The sequence below is a fragment of the Microbispora siamensis genome (assembly GCF_016863095.1).
In the GTDB taxonomy this organism is placed as follows: domain Bacteria; phylum Actinomycetota; class Actinomycetes; order Streptosporangiales; family Streptosporangiaceae; genus Microbispora; species Microbispora siamensis.
The window spans coordinates 86,319-105,226 of record NZ_BOOF01000030.1 but is presented as its reverse complement, the minus strand read 5'-3'; the positions used below and the strand labels follow the sequence as shown (position 1 = coordinate 105,226).

Sequence of the window (18,908 nt, the reverse complement as noted above, 5' to 3'; positions counted from 1 at the left end):
TAGGTCAGGCGCCCGAGGCGCCGGACGTCTTCTCGAACCAGGTCACGGTGAGGCGGAGGCCCTCCTCCAGCGGCACCGGCCGGATTCCCGGGAACCGGTCGAGCAGCAGGCGGGCCGACGCCTGCGACTCGCGGATGTCGCCCGCGCGGGGCGGCAGGAACTCCGCCTCGACCGGCCGGCCGAGGACGGCGGCCAGGGCGTCCTTGAGCTGGAGCAGTGACACGCGCGTGCCGAAGGCCAGGTTGACGGGCGTGGCGCCGGTGACCCGGCGGACGGCGGCGTCGGCGATGACGTCCACCACCGAGCCCACGTAGGTGAAGTCACGCGCCTGCCGCCCGTCGCCGTGGATCGGGACCGGCCGCCCCGCCAGTGCGGCGCCGACGAACGCCGGGATCACCGCGGCGTACGCGTGCCCGGCCGGCTGGAGCGGGCCGTACACGTTGAAGAACCGGAACGGCAGCACCGGCAGGCCGTAGCTGGCGGCGTACGCCAGCGCGTACGCCTCGGTGGCGAGCTTGCTCGCGCCGTACGGGCTCAGCGGCCGGGCCGGCAGGTCCTCGTGCTTGTACGCCTCGGTGCTGTCGCCGTACACCGAGGAGGACGACGCCAGGATCACGTGCGGGCGGGTGGCCCGGCACGCCTCGAGCACGTGCAGCGTCCCCGTCGCGTTGACGGCGTGCGAGGCGAGCGGGTCCTTCACCGACCGGGGCACCGAGGGCCGCGCGGCGAGGTGGATCACGTGCGTCGCGCGGGGCACGAGCTCGGCCAGCAGGTCCCGGTCGAGGATGCTTCCGGTCACGAGATCCGCCCCGACGTCGGCGAGGTTGGCCGCGTCCCCGCTGCTCAGGTCGTCCAGCACGGTGACGCTCTCGACCTCGGCCCGGGTGGTCAGCGTCCGGCAGAGGTTGGCGCCGATGAACCCGGCGCCTCCGGTGACGAGGACTCTCATGCGATGCTCCTTGGGAACGACGGGCTGGACGCGGCGTACAGCGACCGGTAGAGCGCCTCGGTGTCGGCCACCAGGCGCTCGACCGCGAAGGACTCCGTCGTCCAGCGGCGGGCGGACTCGCCCATGCGGCGGGCGAGCATCGGGTCGGTCAGCAGCCGGAAGACGTGCTCGGCCAGCTCGTCCGCGTCCGGGGCGGCCAGCAGGCCGGTGTCCCCGTGCTGGACGACCTCCTCGACGCTGCCCACGCGGGTGGCGACGACGGGAGTGCCTGCCATGCCGGCCTCGATCAACGTCAGCGGCGTGCCCTCGTTGTCGGAGGTGAGCAGGACGACGTCGGCCGCCGCGTAGACGGCCTCGACGTCCGCCCGCCACCCCAGCAGGTGGAAGGCGCCCGGTGCGGCGGCGGCGGCCCGCTCCACCTCGTCCGTGAGCTCGCCGCCGCCGCAGACGACGAACCGGCAGGCGGGCAGGCGGGAGAGCACGGCCCGCGCCACCGCGAGGAACCGGTCGGGCCGCTTCACCCCGGTCAGCCGGCCGACGAAGGCGACGACCGGCGCGTCCGGGGGAAGGCCGAGCTCCGCGCGGGCGGCCTCCCGGCCGGGCACCCGGCCCAGCCGTACACCCGGCGGGATCACGACGTACTGCCCGGGCCGGCCGATCCCGGCCGCGAGGAGGTCGTCGCGCACGTTGGCGCCCACCGTCACCAGCCGGTCGGTCATGGTGGCCAGCCGCCGCTCCGCCCACACGTAGAGGCGGCGCTTGGCCGGCGAGAAGTAGCCGTTCAGCAGATGCCCGTGGAAGACGTGCACGGTTCGCCCCCCACCCCAGGCCGAGCCGGCCCGGGCGAGGCGGGCGGCCACCCGGCCGAGCGCGCCCGCCTTGGCCGTGCGGGTGTGCACGATGTGCGGCCGGAAGGCGCGCATCTCCGCGGCCAGTCGCAGCAGCGCGCGGCAGTCGTCGCCGGGCCGGATCGAGCGGCCCAGGCCGGGGACGCGGTGCACCCGCGCCGCCGTCTCGCTGAGCCGGTCGCCCTCGGTCTCCTCGACCTGCCCGGTGTAGAGGCGGTGGTCGAACTCCTCGGTGTTCAGCCGTTCGCACAGCCCCAGGATCTGGGTCGCCGGGCCGCCTATGTTCATGCGCGCGATGATTTCCATGACCCGAATTCGGCCGTCCGGTCTCACCACGGGCTCTTCGGTGATGAGCCTGTTCACGTCGGAGAAGCTAACCCGCGATTTGAGCTTTCCGCCGACACCGTCACGGCGGCGGCGAAGCCTTTTCGCATTCCCTACCGAGGCATGATCGAGGACCTCGGGGGCGCTTCGACGGAAAAGTAAAGCGACGGTCCGAACCGGGGGCCTGTACAAAAGAGTGGCAAGGAGTCCACCGGCCGCCCGCGCCGTGGCCCCGGCGTCGCGCCCGTGCTCGTCAGGCTTGCCCCCATGGCCAAGACAGCGCCCGCCACACTGCTGCCACGGGCGGGGGACACCGCCCCTCTCCGGGAGCGCGACGGAAGGCCGGGTCGTCTCGGCAGATGGCTGCCGGCGGCGACGGCGACCGTGTTCACGGCAGGCGTGGCGGTGTTCTACGGAGTGTCCGCGCGGGACCTGCTCGTCTTCGCGGCCTATCTCATCGCCTGCGTGGCGCTGCCGGGGACGCTGCTGGTGCGTGCCCTTTATCGGGGCCGCCGCACGCTGGCCGAGGAGATCGCGCTGGGCGTCGCGCTCGGCTACGTCGCCGAGGTCGTCGTCTACGCCGCCGCCCGGGCCGCCGGGGCGCCGCTGCTCGTCCTGGCGTGGCCGGCCGCCACCTACGCGGCCGTCGCCGTGTCCGCGCGGCTGCGCCGTCGCGTGTCACACGCGCCGAGGACGCGCGCGCCGCTGTGGTGGTCGTGGGCGCTGTCGCTCGCCGTCGTGGTCCTGGTCGCCTGGAGCGCGGTCACCTTCTACCGGCAGGCGGCGCTCACCTGGCCGCTCATGGCGGCCGCCAACGTCGACCTGCCGTACCACCTGGCGCTGATAGGCGAGCTGAAGCACCACATGCCGCCCACCGTGCCCATGGTCGCGGGCGAGCCGCTGCTCTACCACTGGTTCGTGTACGCGCACTTCGCGGCGGCGAGCTGGGTGACCGGGATCGAGCCGGTGGTGCTGCTGTTCCGCCTCGGCATGCTCCCCGTGCTCGCCGCGCTCGTCGTCCTGCTCACGATGATCGCGCGGCGCGTCACCGGTTCCCGGGCCGGAGCGCTCGCCGCCCTCGCCGGCACGTTCTTCGTCGCGGCCCCGAGCCTGTATCTGGGCGCGTCCACAGGGGTGTTCACCTGGCGGGTCCTGTCGTGGACGAGCCCGTCGCAGACGTTCGGGGCGCTGCTGTTCGCGCCCGTCGTCCTGCTGGTGGCCGATCTTCTGGAACGTCGCGGGGGCGTCGGCCGGTGGGTCCTGCTGGGCGCCTTCCTCGTCGGGGTCATGGGTGCCAAGGCCACGCAACTGCCGCTGCTCGCCGCCGGGCTGACGGCGGTGGGCGCGATGGAGGCGGTCAGGCGGCGCCGCCTTCCTGCGGCGCTGCTCGGCGCGGCGGCGATGACCGGGGCGTGCCTGCTCTACGCGCAGTTCGTGCTGTTCGGCGGCGCGCGCAACGGGATGGTCGTGGATCCGCTCTCACTCATGCGCTTCACGTGGGGAGAGCTGACCGGGCGGCCGGGGAGCGGCACGGCGCCGCTCGGGGGCGCGCTCCTGTACGCGCTGTGCTGGACGGTCGTCTGGTTCGGGGCCGCCGGGCTGATGCGCCGGTCGCGGGCGCCGATGGGTCAGGGACCGTTGCTGCTGACCGGCATGGGGGTGTCGGGCCTGGGGGCGGTGGTCGTGTTCGGGCACTGCCAGATGAGCCAGATCTACTTCCTGGCAGGCGCGATCCCCTACCTGGCGATCGTCGCGGTCCGCGGGCTGTCCGAGGTGCGGGCGAGGGCGGGGCTGACGAAGACGGCGGTGGCGGTGGCCGTCGGCACCGGGGTGCTGGTGGAGGTCCTGCTCCGGGTCGTCTTCGGCGTCGTGGTCCCGCTGGAGCCCGGCCGTCCGGAGGTCCTCCTCTTCCGGCCGTACGCCGCGCTGGCGGTCGCCGTCGCGTCGGCCGCCCTCGTGCTCCTCGTCAGGGGATGGGGCCGCGCGCGGGTCTGGGCCTTCGTGGTCTTCATGGTCAGCGCCGTCGGCCTGCCCGGCGCGTGGATCGCGCGGGCCGTCCCGTACGGCGGGGGCGGGGGCGCGGGCGCCGCCGCCCACCGGGCCGGGGCCTCCGCCGAGGCGGTCCCCGCCGGGACCGTGGCGGCGGCCCGGTGGCTGCGGGCGCACTCGGACCCCGGAGACCTGATCGCGACGAACGCTCACTGCCGGTGGGGATACCGGAACCCCTGCGACAGCCGTCATCTCTGGCTGGCCGCGCTGGCCGAACGGCGGGTGCTGGTCGAGGGCTGGACGTACACGTCGTCGAACATGGCGCGCTGGCGTCCTGGTCTGCAGGTGCAGAGCATGCCGTTCTGGGATCCCGAGCGGCTGCGGGACAACGACGCCGCGTTCCTCACCCCCTCCCCGGCCGCGAGCAGGCGCCTGCGCGACCGTTACGGCGTGCGCTGGCTCGTCTTCGAAGGGCTGGGCGGAAATCCCGGGGGCGCGCCCGCATATCGCGCCGGCGACTACATGATCTACCGTGTCGGGTGAATTCCCGGACGCCGTTGCCCGCTTGTTTTCCTCAGATATTCCAGTGGCGCTCCGGTCGTCGAATAAAGCGCCCGCGTATCCTTCGACCATGAATATTCGCGTCGTCGCCAGAAATGCCGCCCGCCCCTCTTATCTCCCCGTGATGACGCGGAAGATATGGTCTCGGCTGAGCCATGGGCACGACCGGGAGAGGAAGGCCGCGCGCGCCTGGGCGGCGAAACACGCCGAGGACATGGATGCCTGGGGGAACGGCGTCGACCCGGTCCTGTGGCGGGAGGGCAAGGAGTTCGCCGAGTCCCTCGCGGACCTCGCCCGGTCGCGCATGGAGGCGCTCGCCGCGGCGGGGGTGAACCTGGGCGGCGCGGGCGGAATGGAACTGCTCTACCTGCTGACCAGGGCCGTCCGGCCCGCGCTCGCTCTGGAGACGGGGGTGGCGGCCGGCTGGTCCACCGCCGCGATGCTGGCCGCGATGCGGGTCAACGGAGCCGGCCGGCTGATGTCCAGCGATTTCCCGTTCTTCCGGCTCGCCAATCCGGAGCGCTATATCGGATATGTCGTGCCGAACGATCTGAAAAGCCGGTGGACCTTGCGGATAAAGGGCGACCGCCGCAATCTCGAGGAATTCCTGTCCCCGGACACGATGGTCGATCTCGTCCACTACGACTCGGACAAGACCAGGCACGGGCGGGAGTTCTTCCTCCGGCGGGTGCGGTCCCACCTGACCGGCAGGCACGTGCTCGTGATGGACGACATCCAGGACAACCTGGTCTTCCGGGAGTACGCCGAGCGGCAGCCGCTCTTCCGCGTCTTCGCGTACGAGGGCAAGTACATCGGCGTCACGGGCTCGGGGCTGCGGGCCGTCGAGCGCCGCTAGCACCCCGATGGAACGCCTTTCGAGGGGATCGAGCGCGATGCGCGGTGTCCATGTCTGTGAAGTGATCAAGACGCTCGACGTCGGAGGCGCGGAGGTGCTCCTCGTCGAGCGGCTGCTGGCCGCCTCGCGGCAGGCGCACCGCTACACGGTCGTGTGCCTGACGGCCTCCACCGCAGAGCTGACCGAGCGGCTCAGGTCGGCGGGGATCGAGGTCGTCGACCTCACCGCCTGCCCGCGCCCGTTGCGGCTGGCGCGCCTGCTCCACGAGGTCAGGCGCCTGCGGCCGGACGTCGTGAACCTGCACTCGCCGCTGCCCGGGGCGCTGCTGCGGCCGGTGTCGCGGCTGTGGCGGCCGCGGCCGGTCCTGGTCTCGACGGTGCACAACGTGCGCTACCGCCCGGTGACCATGCTGCTCGACCGGCTGACCGGGTGGCTGGACAGCCGGACCGTCGCGGTCTCGCCCCAGGTCGCCCGGGCGCGCACCGGCAGGCGCGGTCGCGCCCCGGCCACGTGCGTGCACGGGGTGCGTGTGGCGGAGCAGCGGCAGCGGGCCGCGCTGGCCGCCGTCACCCGGCGGGAGTGGGGTGTCCCCGACGACGCCTTCCTCGTCGTGAACGTCGCGAACTTCCGGCCGCAGAAGAACCACGGGCTGCTGGTCGACGCCGCCGCCAGGGTCGTCGCGGCCGAGCCGCGCGCCGTCTTCCTGCTCGCCGGGTCCGGCCCGGAACTGGAGCCGACGGGCCGCCGCATCGCCGCGCTCGGGCTCGACGCCGCCGTCCGGATCGCCGGGCACGTGCCCGACGCGGGTCGGCTGATCGCCGCCGCCGACCTGCTCGTCCTCAGCTCCTCCTGGGAGGGGCTGCCGGTCGTCGTCATGGAGGCGCTGGCCGCGGGGGTTCCCGTGGTGTCCACCGCCGTCGGGGGCGTGCCCGACCTGATCGAGACCGGGCGCAACGGCATCCTCACCCCGCCGGGCAGCGCGGACGCGCTCGCCGAGGGCATCCTGCGGGCGATGCGGCCCGCCACGCTGGCCCGGCTCAGGGCGGGCGCCCGGGCGAGCGCCGACCTGGTGGACATCAGGCGGGCCGCGGAGTGGTTCGACGCGCTGTACGCCGAGGCGTGTTCGACGGACGCGGGGTGACGCCGGTGGAATACATCGTCGTCATCGCCGCCGCGGTGCTGCTCGTCGTCGTCGTGCACGCCAGCCTCACGCCGCAGGTGGCGTGGCGAGCGCTGCCCGTGCTGCTCGCCGCCTTCGCCGTACGGCTGGCCGTCCACATCCTGCTGATGCGGTCGGGCCTGGGATACGGCGGGGACAACTACTCCTACGAGGCGAGAGCGCTCGGCATCGTCGAGCTCTGGCACCGGAACGGCGTGCACTACGTCACCTCCGACGAACTGGGCTCGGTCTACGGTGTGGCGGTCCCATGCCACGTCTTCGCGCTGATCATGTATCTGTGCGGCGGGAAGGCGCCCCTGGCCTGCACCTCGGTCGTGGCGTTGCTCGGCTGCGCGCTGTGCGTCGTCCTGTACAGGTTCGCCCGGCTCCTCGGCGCGGACGAGCGGGCGGCGTTCCGGCTCCTCGTGCTCACGGCGTTCCTGCCGGGGTTCCTGCTGCACACCTCCGACATGTTCAAGGACGGCTTCAACGCGTTCCTCGTGGTGGCGTGCCTGGGCCTCGCCGTGTCGAACCTGCGCCGCTTCGACGCACTCAAGATCGTCGCGCTCGGACCGCTGCTCTGGGCGCTGTGGAACGTGCGTCCCTACATGGTGTTCATGTGCAGCCTGCCGCTGCTCGCCGGGGTCTTCCGGGTCAAACGCGCGCTGTCGGGCCGGAGCATCGTCGTCTTCGCCGTCGTGCTGATCCCGGTCCTCGTCCTGCTGCAGGGCCTCGACCAGAGCGGCGGGCCGCTCGGCACGATGCAGGCGCAACTCGACCGCGGGCAGTCGGAGCACACCCGGCTCGCCAACGCCGAGGGCGGGTCGGGCGTCGTCTTCGACGACGGCGGCAACGCGTGGAACGACCTGGGACCGAAGCTGGCCTACACGCTGCTGTCGCCCTTCCCGTGGGCGAGCGGGAGCATGGCACTCCAGCTCGGCAAGATCGACACGCTGATCTGGTACTGGCTGCTCTTCTGCGCCGTCCAGGGAGCGCGCCGTCTGTGGCGCCACGACCGCAGGATGCTCCTGATCCTGCTGCTGTTCCTGGTGCCCGCCTCCATCGCGTACGCGACGACCATGTCGAACATCGGCCTGATCTTCCGGCAGCGCATCCCGATCGTGATGGTGACGAGCCTGCTCTCGGCGATCGCGTGGAGCAGGACGCGGCCGTACGCCGGGCCACCGGAGGAGCGCGCCGCCGGTCCCGAAGCTTCCGGCTCACTCGTACGCGGAACGTGAGGTCGTCCGATGGCACCGACAGACGAAGGCAAAGTGCGGCGCGTCGTGCTCTTCATCGGGCACCTCGGGCTCGGAGGCGCCCAGCGGCAACTGTGCCTGCTCGCGGAGCGGCTGCGGGACAGGGGGGTGGAGGTCCACGTGTTCGTCATGTCCAGGGGCGGCCCGCACGCCGAGGACCTGCGCGCGGCCGGGATCGACGTGCACTGCCTGGGCTTCTCCCGCAATCCGAAGGGGATCGTCCCGCCGCCGGGCAACCTGCGGGCGTTCGCCCGCCTGGTCGGGCTGCTGCGGGATCTCCGGCCCGAGGTCCTGCACGGCTACCTGTGGGAGTGCTACCTGCTGGGGACTCCCGCGGCCCGGCTGGCGCGGGTGCCGGTGGTCGTCACCGCCCGGCGCACCCAGGGCTACCTGCGGCCGAAGAAGCCGTGGACGGCCGCGATCGAGCGGGTGGTGAACCGGATGAGCGACCACATCGTGGCCAACTCGGCGGTGATCGCCCAGGGCACGCGCGAGGTCGAGGCCGTTCCCGGCCGCAAGGTGAGCGTGATCTACAACGGGCTCCCGCCCTCGGCCTTCGACCGGGTCGAGCCCGAGCCCGTCGACACCGCGCTGCCCGTGGTCGTGTGCGTCGCCCGCCTCAGCGAGAACAAGGGGCAGCGCTTCCTCGTCGAGGCCGCCGCGCTGCTCGCCCGCCGGGGCCGCCCCTGCACCTTCGTGCTCGCCGGGGACGGCCCGGAGCGCGAGCGGCTCGAGCGGCAGGCCGCCGAGGCGGGTGTCGACGTCCGTTTCCTCGGCTTCCGCCAGGACACCGCGGCGCTGCTGGCCCGCGCCGACGTGGTGGCCCTGCCCTCGACGGCGGAGGGCCTGAGCAACGCGGTCATGGAGGCGATGGCGGCGGGCAGGCCGATCGTCGCCACCGCGGTCGGAGGCACGCCGGAACTGCTGCAGGACCGGGGCGTCCTGGTGCCCGCCCGGGCGCCGCGCGCCCTGGCGGACGGCATCGCCCGGCTGGTCGACGATCCGGCGCTCGCGGCCTCGCTGGGCGCGTCGGCCCGGGCCTGGGCGTGGCGGAACCTCGACATGGAGACCGTGACCGACGAGCACCTCGACCTGTACCAGCGGCTGCTCACGGCCCGCCGGGGGAGCTAGGGCGTGCGGAGTTTCCTGCAGACCATGGCCAGCCAGGCGTTCCCGCTGGCCATGGCCGCCGTGGCGGGCGTCTTCCTCACCCGCGGCCTGCAGCCCGAGGGGCGGGGCGTCTACGCGACCGTCACCACGACCGCGGGGATCGCCACGGTCGTGGGGCATCTGTCGGTCGGGAGGTCGCAGATGGCGCTGTGGCCGGTCCTCGACCGCCACCGGCCCCTCGTCGGCAACGCCATGGTCCTCGGGCTGGTCCTCGGCGCCGCCGCCGGCGCGGCGACCTTCTGCGTGGTGACCGTCCTGGGCCTGCCGGTCGTCCCGCAGCTCATGGTGATGGCCCTGCTCGCCGTGCCGTTCGGTGTCGCGGCGGTCAACCTGAAGGGCGTCCTGCTGCTCCAGTCCCGGGTCGGGCTCGCCAACAGATCCACCGTTCTGTCCGCGGTGGTGCTGTACGTCCCGATCCTGCTGCTCGCGGTCACGGGGACGCTCACGCTGACGGCGGTGGTCGCCTGCTGGGCCGTCTCCACGGTCCTCCCCTTCGCGCTTTTCGTCCGGCCGCTCGGGCTGCCGGCGCGAGGGGAGGCGGCGCTCGCCCGCCGGCAGCTCGCGCTGTCGGGCCGCTATCACCTGGGCGCGGTCGCGTTCCATCTCCTGCTCACCGTCGACGTGCTGCTCCTGAACGTCTGGGTGACGCCGGCCGAGGTGGGCCTGTACACCGTCGCGACGTCGCTCCTGTCCCTGTCGAGGGTGCCCACCGACGCGCTGGCGCAGATCGTGGTCGCCCGCCAGGCGGTCAGGGACGAGGCCGAGGCCCAGGCCGTCACGGCCCGGACCGTCCGGCTGAACCTCATGCTCGGGTCGGCCGCCGTCTGCTCGCTGGCGTGCGTCGCGCCCCTGCTGATCCCCACCCTGTACGGCGCGGCCTTCTCGGGGAGCCTGACGCCGCTGCTCGCCCTCGCCCCCGGCACGGTGGCCTGGTCGCTGCTGCGGCCGGTGGAGCAGTACCTGGTGCGGCTGGGCCGTCCGATGACGATGACCGCCGTCGCCGCGTGCGCCCTCGCGTCGAACGTCGCGCTGAACGCCGTGCTCATACCGCTGTGGGGAGCGACCGGCGCGGCCCTCGCCTCGACCCTGAGCTACGGCGCCATGGCGGCGGTGGAGGTCGGGTGGTTCGCCAGGGCCGCCGGACTCGGCGCCGGGGATCTGCTGCCGCGCGCCGCCGATGTGCGATGGGTCGCGGCCTCGCTGCGCGGCCGCGGGCGCGCGGCCCGCGATCTGGCGAGCGCGCGCAGATCCGCGTAGGGAGACGGCCCGCGCGTATCGACGGCGGGCGCGGAAATCACCGGAGAGGATGACGTGAGGATTCTGCATATCTCATACCGGATGCCTCCGGAACCGGGAGGCAAGGAACGCCACACCGCGCGTGTCGCCCAGGAGCAGGCGCTTCGGGGGCACCGGGTGCTGGTGGCCCTCCGGCACGGAGGGGTCCCGCCGGGCGTCGCGGCGGTGACGCCGCCGCGCAGCCGCGTGACCCGCGCCGTCGCCAGGAAATCGGATCCCCTCGCGTTCGCCATGGACTGCGCCCGCGCGCTCCCACGCCTGGGGCCGCTGGACGTCGTGCACCTGCACGGGGACCACCGTGAGGCGCTCTTCCTCGGCCCGGTCGCCCGGCGGCTGGGGGTTCCGCTGCTGGTCACCGTGCACGGCGCGCTGGCGATGCGGCATCGCGCGATCATGCCGTGGGCCTTCCGCCACGTCGCCGGGTTCACCGCGCTGGGCACCCGGCCCACGGCCGACCTGCGCAGCGCCGGCGTCCCCGCGCACGCGATCCTCACGATCTCCAGCGGGGTGGACCTGCCCCGGCTCGAGGCATTCCGGTCGCGGGCCACCCCGGAGCCCGGACTGATCGTCAGCGTGGGCAGCCTCGTCCCGGTGAAGAACCACGCCCTGACGATCGAAGCGTTCCGCCGACTGCGCGCCGTACGGCCGGGGGCGCGCCTCGTCATCGTGGGCGAGGGGCCCGAGCGCGCCCGCCTCGAACGTCTGGCGGGCGCGGAGCGGGGCGTCGAGTTCACCGGGCACCTTCCCGGCGACGAGGTCTACGGGCTGGTGAGCCGGGCGCAGGTGTTCGTGCTCTCCTCACGCAGGCTCTCCTCCGTCGGGGAGGGGGTGCCCACGGCCGCGCTGGAGGCGCTCGCCCTGGGCGCCGCCGTCGTCGTCTCCTCCGACGCCACGCTGGACCCGGTGGTGGCCGATCGTGAGGCCTACCGCGTCTTCCGCAGCGGATCGGCCGACGATCTCCTCACCTGCCTGCTGTCGGTGCTGGACGGGGACGAGGCCCGCGCCCGGATGACCGGGCGCGCCAGGGCGGCCGTCGCCCGCCTCGACTGGCCGCTTGTGGCGGCCCGTATCGAGGACTGGTACGGATCACCGTGATCGCGTGACCGATCGCGGGCGGCCCCGGTGACCTTTCCGATCTTTCGCCGGGCCGGGGACCAGATACGAATACCTCTCCAGCATCGGCGCCCGCGCGGTGACGTGCTGCGGCCGGCCGGTCCTGCGGACGAGCGGGGCCGGCGCGTACGGCGCCGCGGGCCGCCGCCCCGGAAGCGAGTGCGGCACCGAGAGCGGCACCGAACTCCCGTACGCCCGGTCGGCCCCGTAGCGCACGGCCCGGCGGGCGGCGGCCTGTGTCTGGGCGGGATCGAACAGCACGTCCACCCAGTAGTTGGAGGCGCGGTAGGTGGCGGCCGGGAACGTGTTCGTCGCGGCGTAGGTGTAGACCCCGTTGCCCCCGGACGCGGTGCTGGACGGAGCGGTGAGCGGCCCGCGGCTGTACTGGGTGGTGAAGTAGTCCCGGTCCAGCGCGTAGAACCCGCTCGGTGTGAAGTACGACGCGATGTACGTGGTGCCCGGCGTGATGTTCACGGGTGTGGAGAAGAGGGCCTGTTGCCACCCGGACGGCGTCTCGTTGGTGAACGTCACGCTCGCCAGAAGCTGGCCGTCGGTCGTCCACAGGCTGCCGACATGGACACCCGTGTTCTGGGTGCTCTTGTAGAAGCGGATCCCCCGGATGGCGCCCGAGACGGAGGACTGGAACTTGACGCCGAGCGTGACCGCCTTGGTGTCGGGCTGGGCGATGACCGCCGGTGTCGCCGACTCGTCCCACAGCGTGGTCGCCTGCGAGTAGACCACGTCGACCCAGGCGTTGCTGGCGCGATAGGTGCTGGTCGGGAACGTGCTCGTCTTGCTGTAGGTGTAGAGCCCGTTGCCGCCGTCCGTGCCGTCCGCCAGCCCAGTGATGAGGCCGTTGGAGTACTGCGTGACGAAGTAGTCCCGGTTGACCGAGTAGTTCCCGGTGTTGGTGTGGTAGGAGGCGACGTAGCTGACGTCGTTGTTCACCGGCACGGGCGTCGAGAAGTTGACCTGCTGCCACCCGGTCGCCGTCTCGTCGGTGAAGGTCGCCTGCGCCAGCAACTGCCCGGTGTTGGTCCACAAGCTGCCGACGTGCGTCCCGGTGTTCAGCGGGCCCTTGTAGAAGCGGACGCCGGAGATGTAGCCGGGGGTCCGCACGCGGAACCGGACGCCGAGCTCGACGGGCTGCTTGTCGTCCTTGGTGACGATGGCGGGCACGGTGTCCGGGGACCAGATGGAGCACGGGCAGCCCGCGTTGACGGTCACCGACCTGCCGGCCGGGGTCCGCTGGATGTTGCCGATGTCGTCCACGGCCCGCGACATGATCGTGACCGGGCCCTGGTTGCTCGTCGTCGTCCACGCGTACTGCCAGGTGGTCCGGCCGGTCGCCCGATGCCACGTGGTGCCGCCGTCGACCGACACCTCCACGCCCGCCACGACGCCTCCTCCGGTGTCGGAGGCGGTTCCGGCGATCGTCACGGTGGTGCCGCCGGGCACCGAGGCGCCGCTCGACGGGGTGGTGATCGTCGAGGTCGGGGGAGAGGTGTCGGTCGACGGGGTGGCCGGGACCAGGCCCGGCTGCAGGGTGGCCGGCTGCGTCCGCATGTCGGCGAGCAGGTTGACCGTCGCCTGCTGCATCCGGATGTCCGTCGGCGTGCCGGACCGGTCGTGGACGGAGTCGAGCCCCCACGACCACTGGATGGTCCCCGCGCCGAAGATGTACGCGCCGCTCGGGTCGCGGTAGAGGACGAGGCTGTGCGTGGCGACCCCGGCGCCGTACGTCGCGCCGAAGTCGAGCAGGAACTTGTTGGGGGTGGCCACGGTGGTGCGGGAGAGCAGCACCAGCCCCGCCGGAGAGAAGCTGTTGTCCGGCGCCTCGTCCCACTCGTAGCCGAGCGTGCCGTTGGGGAACGTGGCGACCTGCCCGGGCTGCAGGTTCGCGACCGAGGTGTTGCGCCACAGGCGCATCGGGGCGTACTCCGCCGGGACGGTGATCGCGTTGTTGACGTTGCCGTTGATCATGAAGAGCGTGCCGGTCATGGCGTTCTCCGGATAGCCGCCGTTGGGCGGCTGGGCGAAACGCGGGTCACGCCAGGTCCCGGTCCAGGTGGGACTCGGGTCGATCTTCATGTTGGCGACGGTCTCCTTGTAGCAGACCATCGTCCGGTTCGGGGTCGCCGAGGGGTCGATGCTGCTTTCCCACCTCGTCTTCCAGAACATCTCGTTGCCGGTGAAGAAGGCGATGTTGACGCCCTTGTTCTTGGCGTTGATGACGTTGTCGCGCATCTCCGAGGACCAGTACTCGGCGTGCCCGGAGGAGAAGAACACCTTGTGGTTGAGCAGCTGGGAGCCGCTGGTCACCGTGTCGACGCTGCTGGTGTAGCTCACGTCGTAGCTGTTGGACTCCAGCCACCTGATCATGGGGTATTCGGCGTTGAAGAAATAGGTCTCCGGCCACCCGGCGCGGGTGATGACCGGGCGGTTGTAGCTGACCTTGAAGGCGCGGCCCGCCGGCAGGCCCTTGTACAGGCTGTTGCCGCCGTAGGTGTTGTACGCCTGCCACGTCGCGTCGGAGGTCTGCACGAGGATGTCGGAGTTACGCGCGTCGTTCCTGACGACGAAGATGTTCTGGCTGACGCCGTTGGTGCCGTCCGTACGGACGAAGTTCGCGAGGTAGGCGCCGGAGACCGCGTCGGCCGGTACGGTCCAGGACGCCGAGACGCTCCAGTTGCCGCAGTCGACCAGGCCCGTCGTCGTGTCGTTGAGGCAGGCCGGCTGCGACTGCGGCAGCAGGACCGAGGGGTTGACGGTGGCGATCTTCCGCGCGCCCAGGCCGCTGTAGTAACCGACCCGGTAGATGTCGATGCGGTAGGAGGTGATCGAGGGGGCGTTCACCTTGAACTGCTGGGTCTGTCCCGCGTTGACGCTCATCTGGGTGGCGTAACCGGTGATCGTCGGGCTGCCCGCACCGGGCACGTCCCACTCGGAGGGTGGACTGCCCGGCAGACTGTTCTCGACGCAGATGATCGACCCTGGCGGGCACGTCTGACGGGATGCCCGGCCATGTCCCCTCCGGAGGTGCCCCCAGCCGCCGAGGCGCGGGGCCCGCGTGGGGCCGCTCGTGGGGGCGCCTGTGGTGAGCTGCGGGGAAACCTTGGCATCGGGCGTGGGCGTGCCCTGCGGCGGGCCGGAGGGCCTCGTGCTTACGATCCTCATGTCGCCCTGGCCCAGGTCTTCGGCGGAGTCTTCGGCGGACACCGGCGCCCAGGTTGTGGCGAGGAGGACGGCCGCGGCCGTCATCACGATGCCGAAGATGCGCGCGGCGCCGGGAAATCCTTTTTTCCGGGCAGCGCCGATTGTTTTCCATTCGCCTGGCATGTACAACCTCTGGTTCGCGCGGCGGAACGCCTTAAGCTGAGGACGGCTAGCGAAGGATAGCGGTGCCCGAATATCGCCCGGCGACATGCACGGAAACGGAGAGTTCCCTGCAGGGCGGATACCGTTTCGCATTTCGCGCGCCCTGCCGGCGCCGCCGGCGCGGGGCCGGGTAAACCGCCGCCAAAGAGCGGGGCAAGGGATGCCTGTGAATCGGCATACCCCGGCCTTCCGGCGGCCGGAACGCCCAGGCGGCGGTTTCTCCGCGAAAAGAATTCGCCGGGATTTCGCGCCGGCCCGGAAGTGGCCATCAGAAGCTGGATTTCTCGCTGGAAGGACGGGTTCGCGTGAATCCTCGGGAAAGTGGGGCGACGTCGCGGTCGACCGACGGGGCGGGCGCACTGCGGCGTGCCGTCGCCGCGGTGGTCGCCGGGGTGGTCGCCGGCGGAGTCATGGCGCTGGCCGCCCCGGCCGTTGCGGGCGTCGCGGCGAGTGGGACCGCCTCCGCGACCCTCGGCCACGGTCCACGAGGGCCGAGGGCGGACGCGGATTGCGGTCCCGGGCCCGGGCGCCCGCACGGTTCGGCGACCCGCGGCGCGAAGAAGGCGAAGAAGCGGCCGTGCGCGCCGCGGGACGCACGCGCGACGGACGGCCGGCACGCACGGGGAGGGGCCACCGCCGCGTTCGCCGCGCCGCCCTGGTCCTGGGACGACGAGGCCACAGAGGGCGCCGCCGCCGCTCCGCCGTCCGCGCCGCCGGGTGCGGCGGGGGCCGCCGCACCGGTCCGCCCAGGCCCTGCGGCGGCCGTACCTCGGTGGGACGACGACGGCGGGCCCCGCGACTCGGGTGGCGCCGCCGGGCCCTTCCTGTCCGCGCCGCCCTGGCTGTCCGGAGCCGGCGGGCCCGCCGGTCCGTTCGTCCCGTTCGGCTCGTCGGGCTCGTCCGGCGAGAGGGGGGCCACGGGCCCGGCCGGGCCGGCGGGGGAGACCGGCGAGCGGGGGCCGCAGGGGCCACCCGGGCCGGAAGGGCCCCGGGGCCCGGAAGGACCGGCCGGACCCGAAGGACCGGAGGGAAAGGCCGGACCCGAAGGGAAGGCCGGGCCGGAAGGACCACCCGGGCCCGCGGGGCCCGCCGGGCCGCAGGGACCGGCAGGACCGGAGGGGAAGGCCGGTCCGCAAGGACCACCCGGGCCCGCCGGCCCCACGACGAGCGTGGACTCGAGCTCGTTCGTCGGCAATCCGGGTTCGCTCCTGACGTTCCTCGGCCGCGTCCCCGGTGACGGCAGGACCCTGGTCCGGGATCCGCGCACGCACACCTGGTACGACCTGTCCCACGTCGCGGGCTACCCCGAAGGCGTACGGGCCGTCTCGGTGGACGCCGAGCTCGCGGGCACGGGCAACGACCTGTACGTCACCGTGGCCACCGCCGATCAGGTGGCGCAGACCCGGTGCACGGTCTTGCCGGCGGTCCCGGGCACCGGCGGCGTCCCCGCCTGGCCGGGCAACTGCCGTCCGTTCACCGTCCTGTCCTGACCGCCGGGGCCGGGCGGCGCTCCCGCCCGGCCCACAGGACGGCGCCGGAAACGTCCGGCGCGAAATCGGGATTCGCTTATCTGGAAATGCGATGAAAGGGGAGCCGAGCGCAGCAAAGGGAGCGGACCATATGGAAACCGCAGACACCCCGGAGTACCATCCAACTCGAGCGGGCATTTCGTAGATCTTTTTCGCCCGCGCATAGATCCTCTTCATCGGCGCGGCAATCCCCCATTCCGTGGCGGCCTTCCTCGCGTCATCGTTTGCGCATCGCATCTGTCGGCTCCCTGAGCCGATTCGCATAGAAAGTCCCCCCGCGATGTGCGCGGTTATATGGCATTCGCTCGATTATGCGAGAAAGGTAGAAAATGTACGGAAATGCGATGAAACGCGGGCGGGAGCCCGCCCGGCGGAGGACGGGTGGCGGACGCCGCCCCGGCTCCGGCGCAACCGTCCGGCGCCGCCTCTCGGCCGTCCTCACGGCTCTGCTGGCCGTCCTCGCACTGGGGGTGGCGATCCCCGGCCGCGCGAGCGCCGACCCGTCCCTGACCCTCGGCGACGCCGACACGTACGCGGTGCTGGCGGGGACGTCGGTGACGAACACCAACCTCACCTCGATCACCGGAGACCTCGGGGTGAGCCCGGGGACCACGGTGACCGGATTCCCGCCGGGCACCGTGAGCGGCTCCATCCGGACCGGCGCCGCCGCCGCAGGCGCGAAGGCCGACGCGGTCGACGCGTACAACGCCGTCAGCGCCATGTCCTCGAACGGCACGATCCCGCCCGCACTCGGCGGGACGACCAGGACCCCCGGCGTCTACGACTCCTCCGGCGGCGGCTTCACCATCAACGGCACGCTCACGCTCGACGCGCAGGCCAACCCCGACGCGGTCTTCGTCTTCCGGGCCTCCACCCTCACCGCCGCCGGCGTGAGCAATATCGCCCTGATCAACGGCGCCCAGGAGGACAACGTGTACTGGCAGCTCACGGGCACCGCGTCGCTGGGCACGTTCTGCACCTTCCGCGGGAACGTGCTCGCCTCCGGCGCGGTGTCGGTGAGCTCGGGCGCCGCGGTGTACGGACGGCTGTTCTCGCTGAACAACACGATCGGCCTGCAGGGCACCACGAGCTCCCCGGCCACCCGTGTGACGGTGCCGAACAACCCGCCCACGACCACGTCCCTGACCTCCTCGCTCAACCCGTCGACCACCGGGGACGCGGTGACCTTCACGGCCAACGTCCAGGCGCAGTCGGGGTCGATCGTCCCCGCGGGCTACGTGGCGTTCAAGGACGGGACGACGGTCATCGGCACGGACTACCACGACGACGGGCATCCCGCTCAGCTCACCACGTCGAGCCTCGCCGCCGGGCAGCACCGGATCACGGCCGTCTACCTCGGCGGCGACACCTTCAACGGCGAGGAGGTCATCCACTTCGCCCCGAGCACCTCGCCTGAGCTGGTGCAGCGCGTGTCGAGCGTCAGCCTGTGGAGCGACAGCGTGACCCCCGACCAGGCGTCGCGGAACGACCCGCAGGCCGTGGTGGTCGGCGTGAAGTTCCAGTCGGCGGTGGACGGCGTGATCACGGGCATCCGGTTCTACAAGGGCCCGCAGAACACCGGGACCCACACCGGCAGCTTATGGACGGCCGACGGCCAGAAGATCGCCACCGTGACCTTCACGAACGAGACCGCGACCGGGTGGCAGCGGATGGACTTCCCCAACCCCGTCGCCATCAGCTCCGGCACCACGTACATCGCGTCGTACCACACCACGTCCGGCTTCTACGCGATGAACCGGCCCTACTTCACCTCCGCTTACACCAACGGCCCTCTCACCGCGCTCTCCGACGGCGCGTCCGGCGGCAACGGGGTGTACGCCTACAGCGCCACCGACACCTTCCCGACCAGCAGCTACCGGGCGTCGAACTACTGGGTCGACGTGATGTTCACTCCCTCGCAGACGCTCTGGGACAACACCGACACCCCCGCGGTCGTCAACCAGCCCGACGACCAGGATGCGGTGCTCGGCGTGAAGTTCACCTCCGCGACCGGCGGCCTGGTCACCGGCATCCGGTTCTACAAGGGCCCGCAGAACACCGGGACCCACATCGGCAGCCTGTGGACGTCCGGCGGCACGCAGCTGGCGACCGCGACCTTCACGAACGAGACCGCCAGCGGGTGGCAGCAGGTCGACTTCCCCAACCCCGTCGCCATCACCGCGGGCACCACGTACGTGGCCTCGTACCACACCTCGGGGCGCTACTCGCTGACCAGGCCGTACTTCACCTCGCCGCGCACCAACGGGCCCCTGACCGCGCCCTCCGACAGCGCGTCGGGCGGCAACGGGGTGTACGCCTACAGTGCCACCGACACCTTCCCGGCCAGCACCTTCCGCTCGTCGAACTACTGGGTCGACGTCGTGTTCCAGCAGGGCTGAACGGAACGGCCGGCGCCGGGCAAAGAACGGGCAACGAAACGCCCGCGCCCGGTGTCCGGCCGCGCCCCTGCCGATCCC

General features: G+C 72.2%; 12 protein-coding genes. 9 read left to right on the top strand and 3 right to left on the bottom strand.

All coding sequences use genetic code 11. The annotated features are described in order from the left end of the window. Window positions 1-4 precede the first annotated feature (4 nt). Window positions 5-949 (bottom strand): NAD-dependent epimerase/dehydratase family protein, encoded by a 945-nt coding sequence (locus tag Msi02_RS24925; protein ID WP_204050497.1) that lies wholly within the window; start codon window positions 947-949, stop codon window positions 5-7. Continuing rightward, a complete protein-coding gene (locus tag Msi02_RS24920) occupies window positions 946-2,103 on the bottom strand; it encodes a glycosyltransferase (protein WP_239108678.1) in 1,158 nt (385 codons plus the stop codon). The genes Msi02_RS24925 and Msi02_RS24920 overlap by 4 nt, the downstream gene beginning before the upstream one ends. A 285-nt stretch (window positions 2,104-2,388) precedes the next feature. Here Msi02_RS24920 and Msi02_RS24915 point away from each other — a divergent pair, with 285 nt between their 5' ends. The 7 genes from Msi02_RS24915 (at window position 2,389) to Msi02_RS24885 (ending at window position 11,506) form a co-directional block, all read left to right on the top strand. Beyond that, window positions 2,389-4,653: a hypothetical protein gene (locus Msi02_RS24915; protein WP_204050496.1), complete on the top strand. Its 2,265-nt coding sequence runs from the start codon at window positions 2,389-2,391 to the stop codon at window positions 4,651-4,653. Window positions 4,654-4,795: 142 nt separating this feature from the next. Next, window positions 4,796-5,527 carry a class I SAM-dependent methyltransferase gene (locus Msi02_RS24910; protein WP_204050495.1) on the top strand — a complete coding sequence of 244 codons (732 nt, stop codon included), beginning with the start codon at window positions 4,796-4,798 and terminating at the stop codon, window positions 5,525-5,527. A gap of 37 nt (window positions 5,528-5,564) precedes the next feature. After that, window positions 5,565-6,668 (top strand): glycosyltransferase, encoded by a 1,104-nt coding sequence (locus Msi02_RS24905; protein ID WP_204050494.1) that lies wholly within the window; start codon window positions 5,565-5,567, stop codon window positions 6,666-6,668. A 5-nt stretch (window positions 6,669-6,673) separates the two neighbouring features. Then, window positions 6,674-7,927 carry a hypothetical protein gene (locus Msi02_RS24900; RefSeq protein ID WP_204050493.1) on the top strand — a complete coding sequence of 418 codons (1,254 nt, stop codon included), beginning with the start codon at window positions 6,674-6,676 and terminating at the stop codon, window positions 7,925-7,927. Window positions 7,928-7,936: 9 nt separating this feature from the next. Beyond that, a complete protein-coding gene (locus Msi02_RS24895; protein ID WP_204050492.1) occupies window positions 7,937-9,076 on the top strand; it encodes a glycosyltransferase in 1,140 nt (379 codons plus the stop codon). A gap of 3 nt (window positions 9,077-9,079) precedes the next feature. Continuing rightward, complete coding sequence (locus Msi02_RS24890; protein ID WP_204050491.1) at window positions 9,080-10,372, top strand: lipopolysaccharide biosynthesis protein; 1,293 nt, start codon at window positions 9,080-9,082, stop codon at window positions 10,370-10,372. An 81-nt stretch (window positions 10,373-10,453) separates the two neighbouring features. Next, complete coding sequence (locus Msi02_RS24885) at window positions 10,454-11,506, top strand: glycosyltransferase family 4 protein (protein WP_204050490.1); 1,053 nt, start codon at window positions 10,454-10,456, stop codon at window positions 11,504-11,506. Here Msi02_RS24885 and Msi02_RS24880 read toward each other — a convergent pair. Further along, window positions 11,498-14,416, bottom strand: a complete 2,919-nt coding sequence (locus Msi02_RS24880; protein ID WP_239108677.1) for a DUF4082 domain-containing protein — start codon at window positions 14,414-14,416, stop codon at window positions 11,498-11,500. The two genes, Msi02_RS24885 and Msi02_RS24880, sit on opposite strands and share 9 nt — an antisense overlap. Window positions 14,417-15,207: 791 nt before the next feature. Here Msi02_RS24880 and Msi02_RS24875 point away from each other — a divergent pair. Further along, window positions 15,208-16,392 carry a hypothetical protein gene (locus tag Msi02_RS24875; RefSeq protein ID WP_204050489.1) on the top strand — a complete coding sequence of 395 codons (1,185 nt, stop codon included), beginning with the start codon at window positions 15,208-15,210 and terminating at the stop codon, window positions 16,390-16,392. A gap of 383 nt (window positions 16,393-16,775) precedes the next feature. Then, on the top strand, window positions 16,776-18,830 hold the full coding sequence (locus Msi02_RS24870) for a DUF4082 domain-containing protein (RefSeq protein ID WP_204050488.1): 2,055 nt from the start codon (window positions 16,776-16,778) through the stop codon (window positions 18,828-18,830). The last annotated feature ends 78 nt before the right edge of the window (window positions 18,831-18,908 follow it).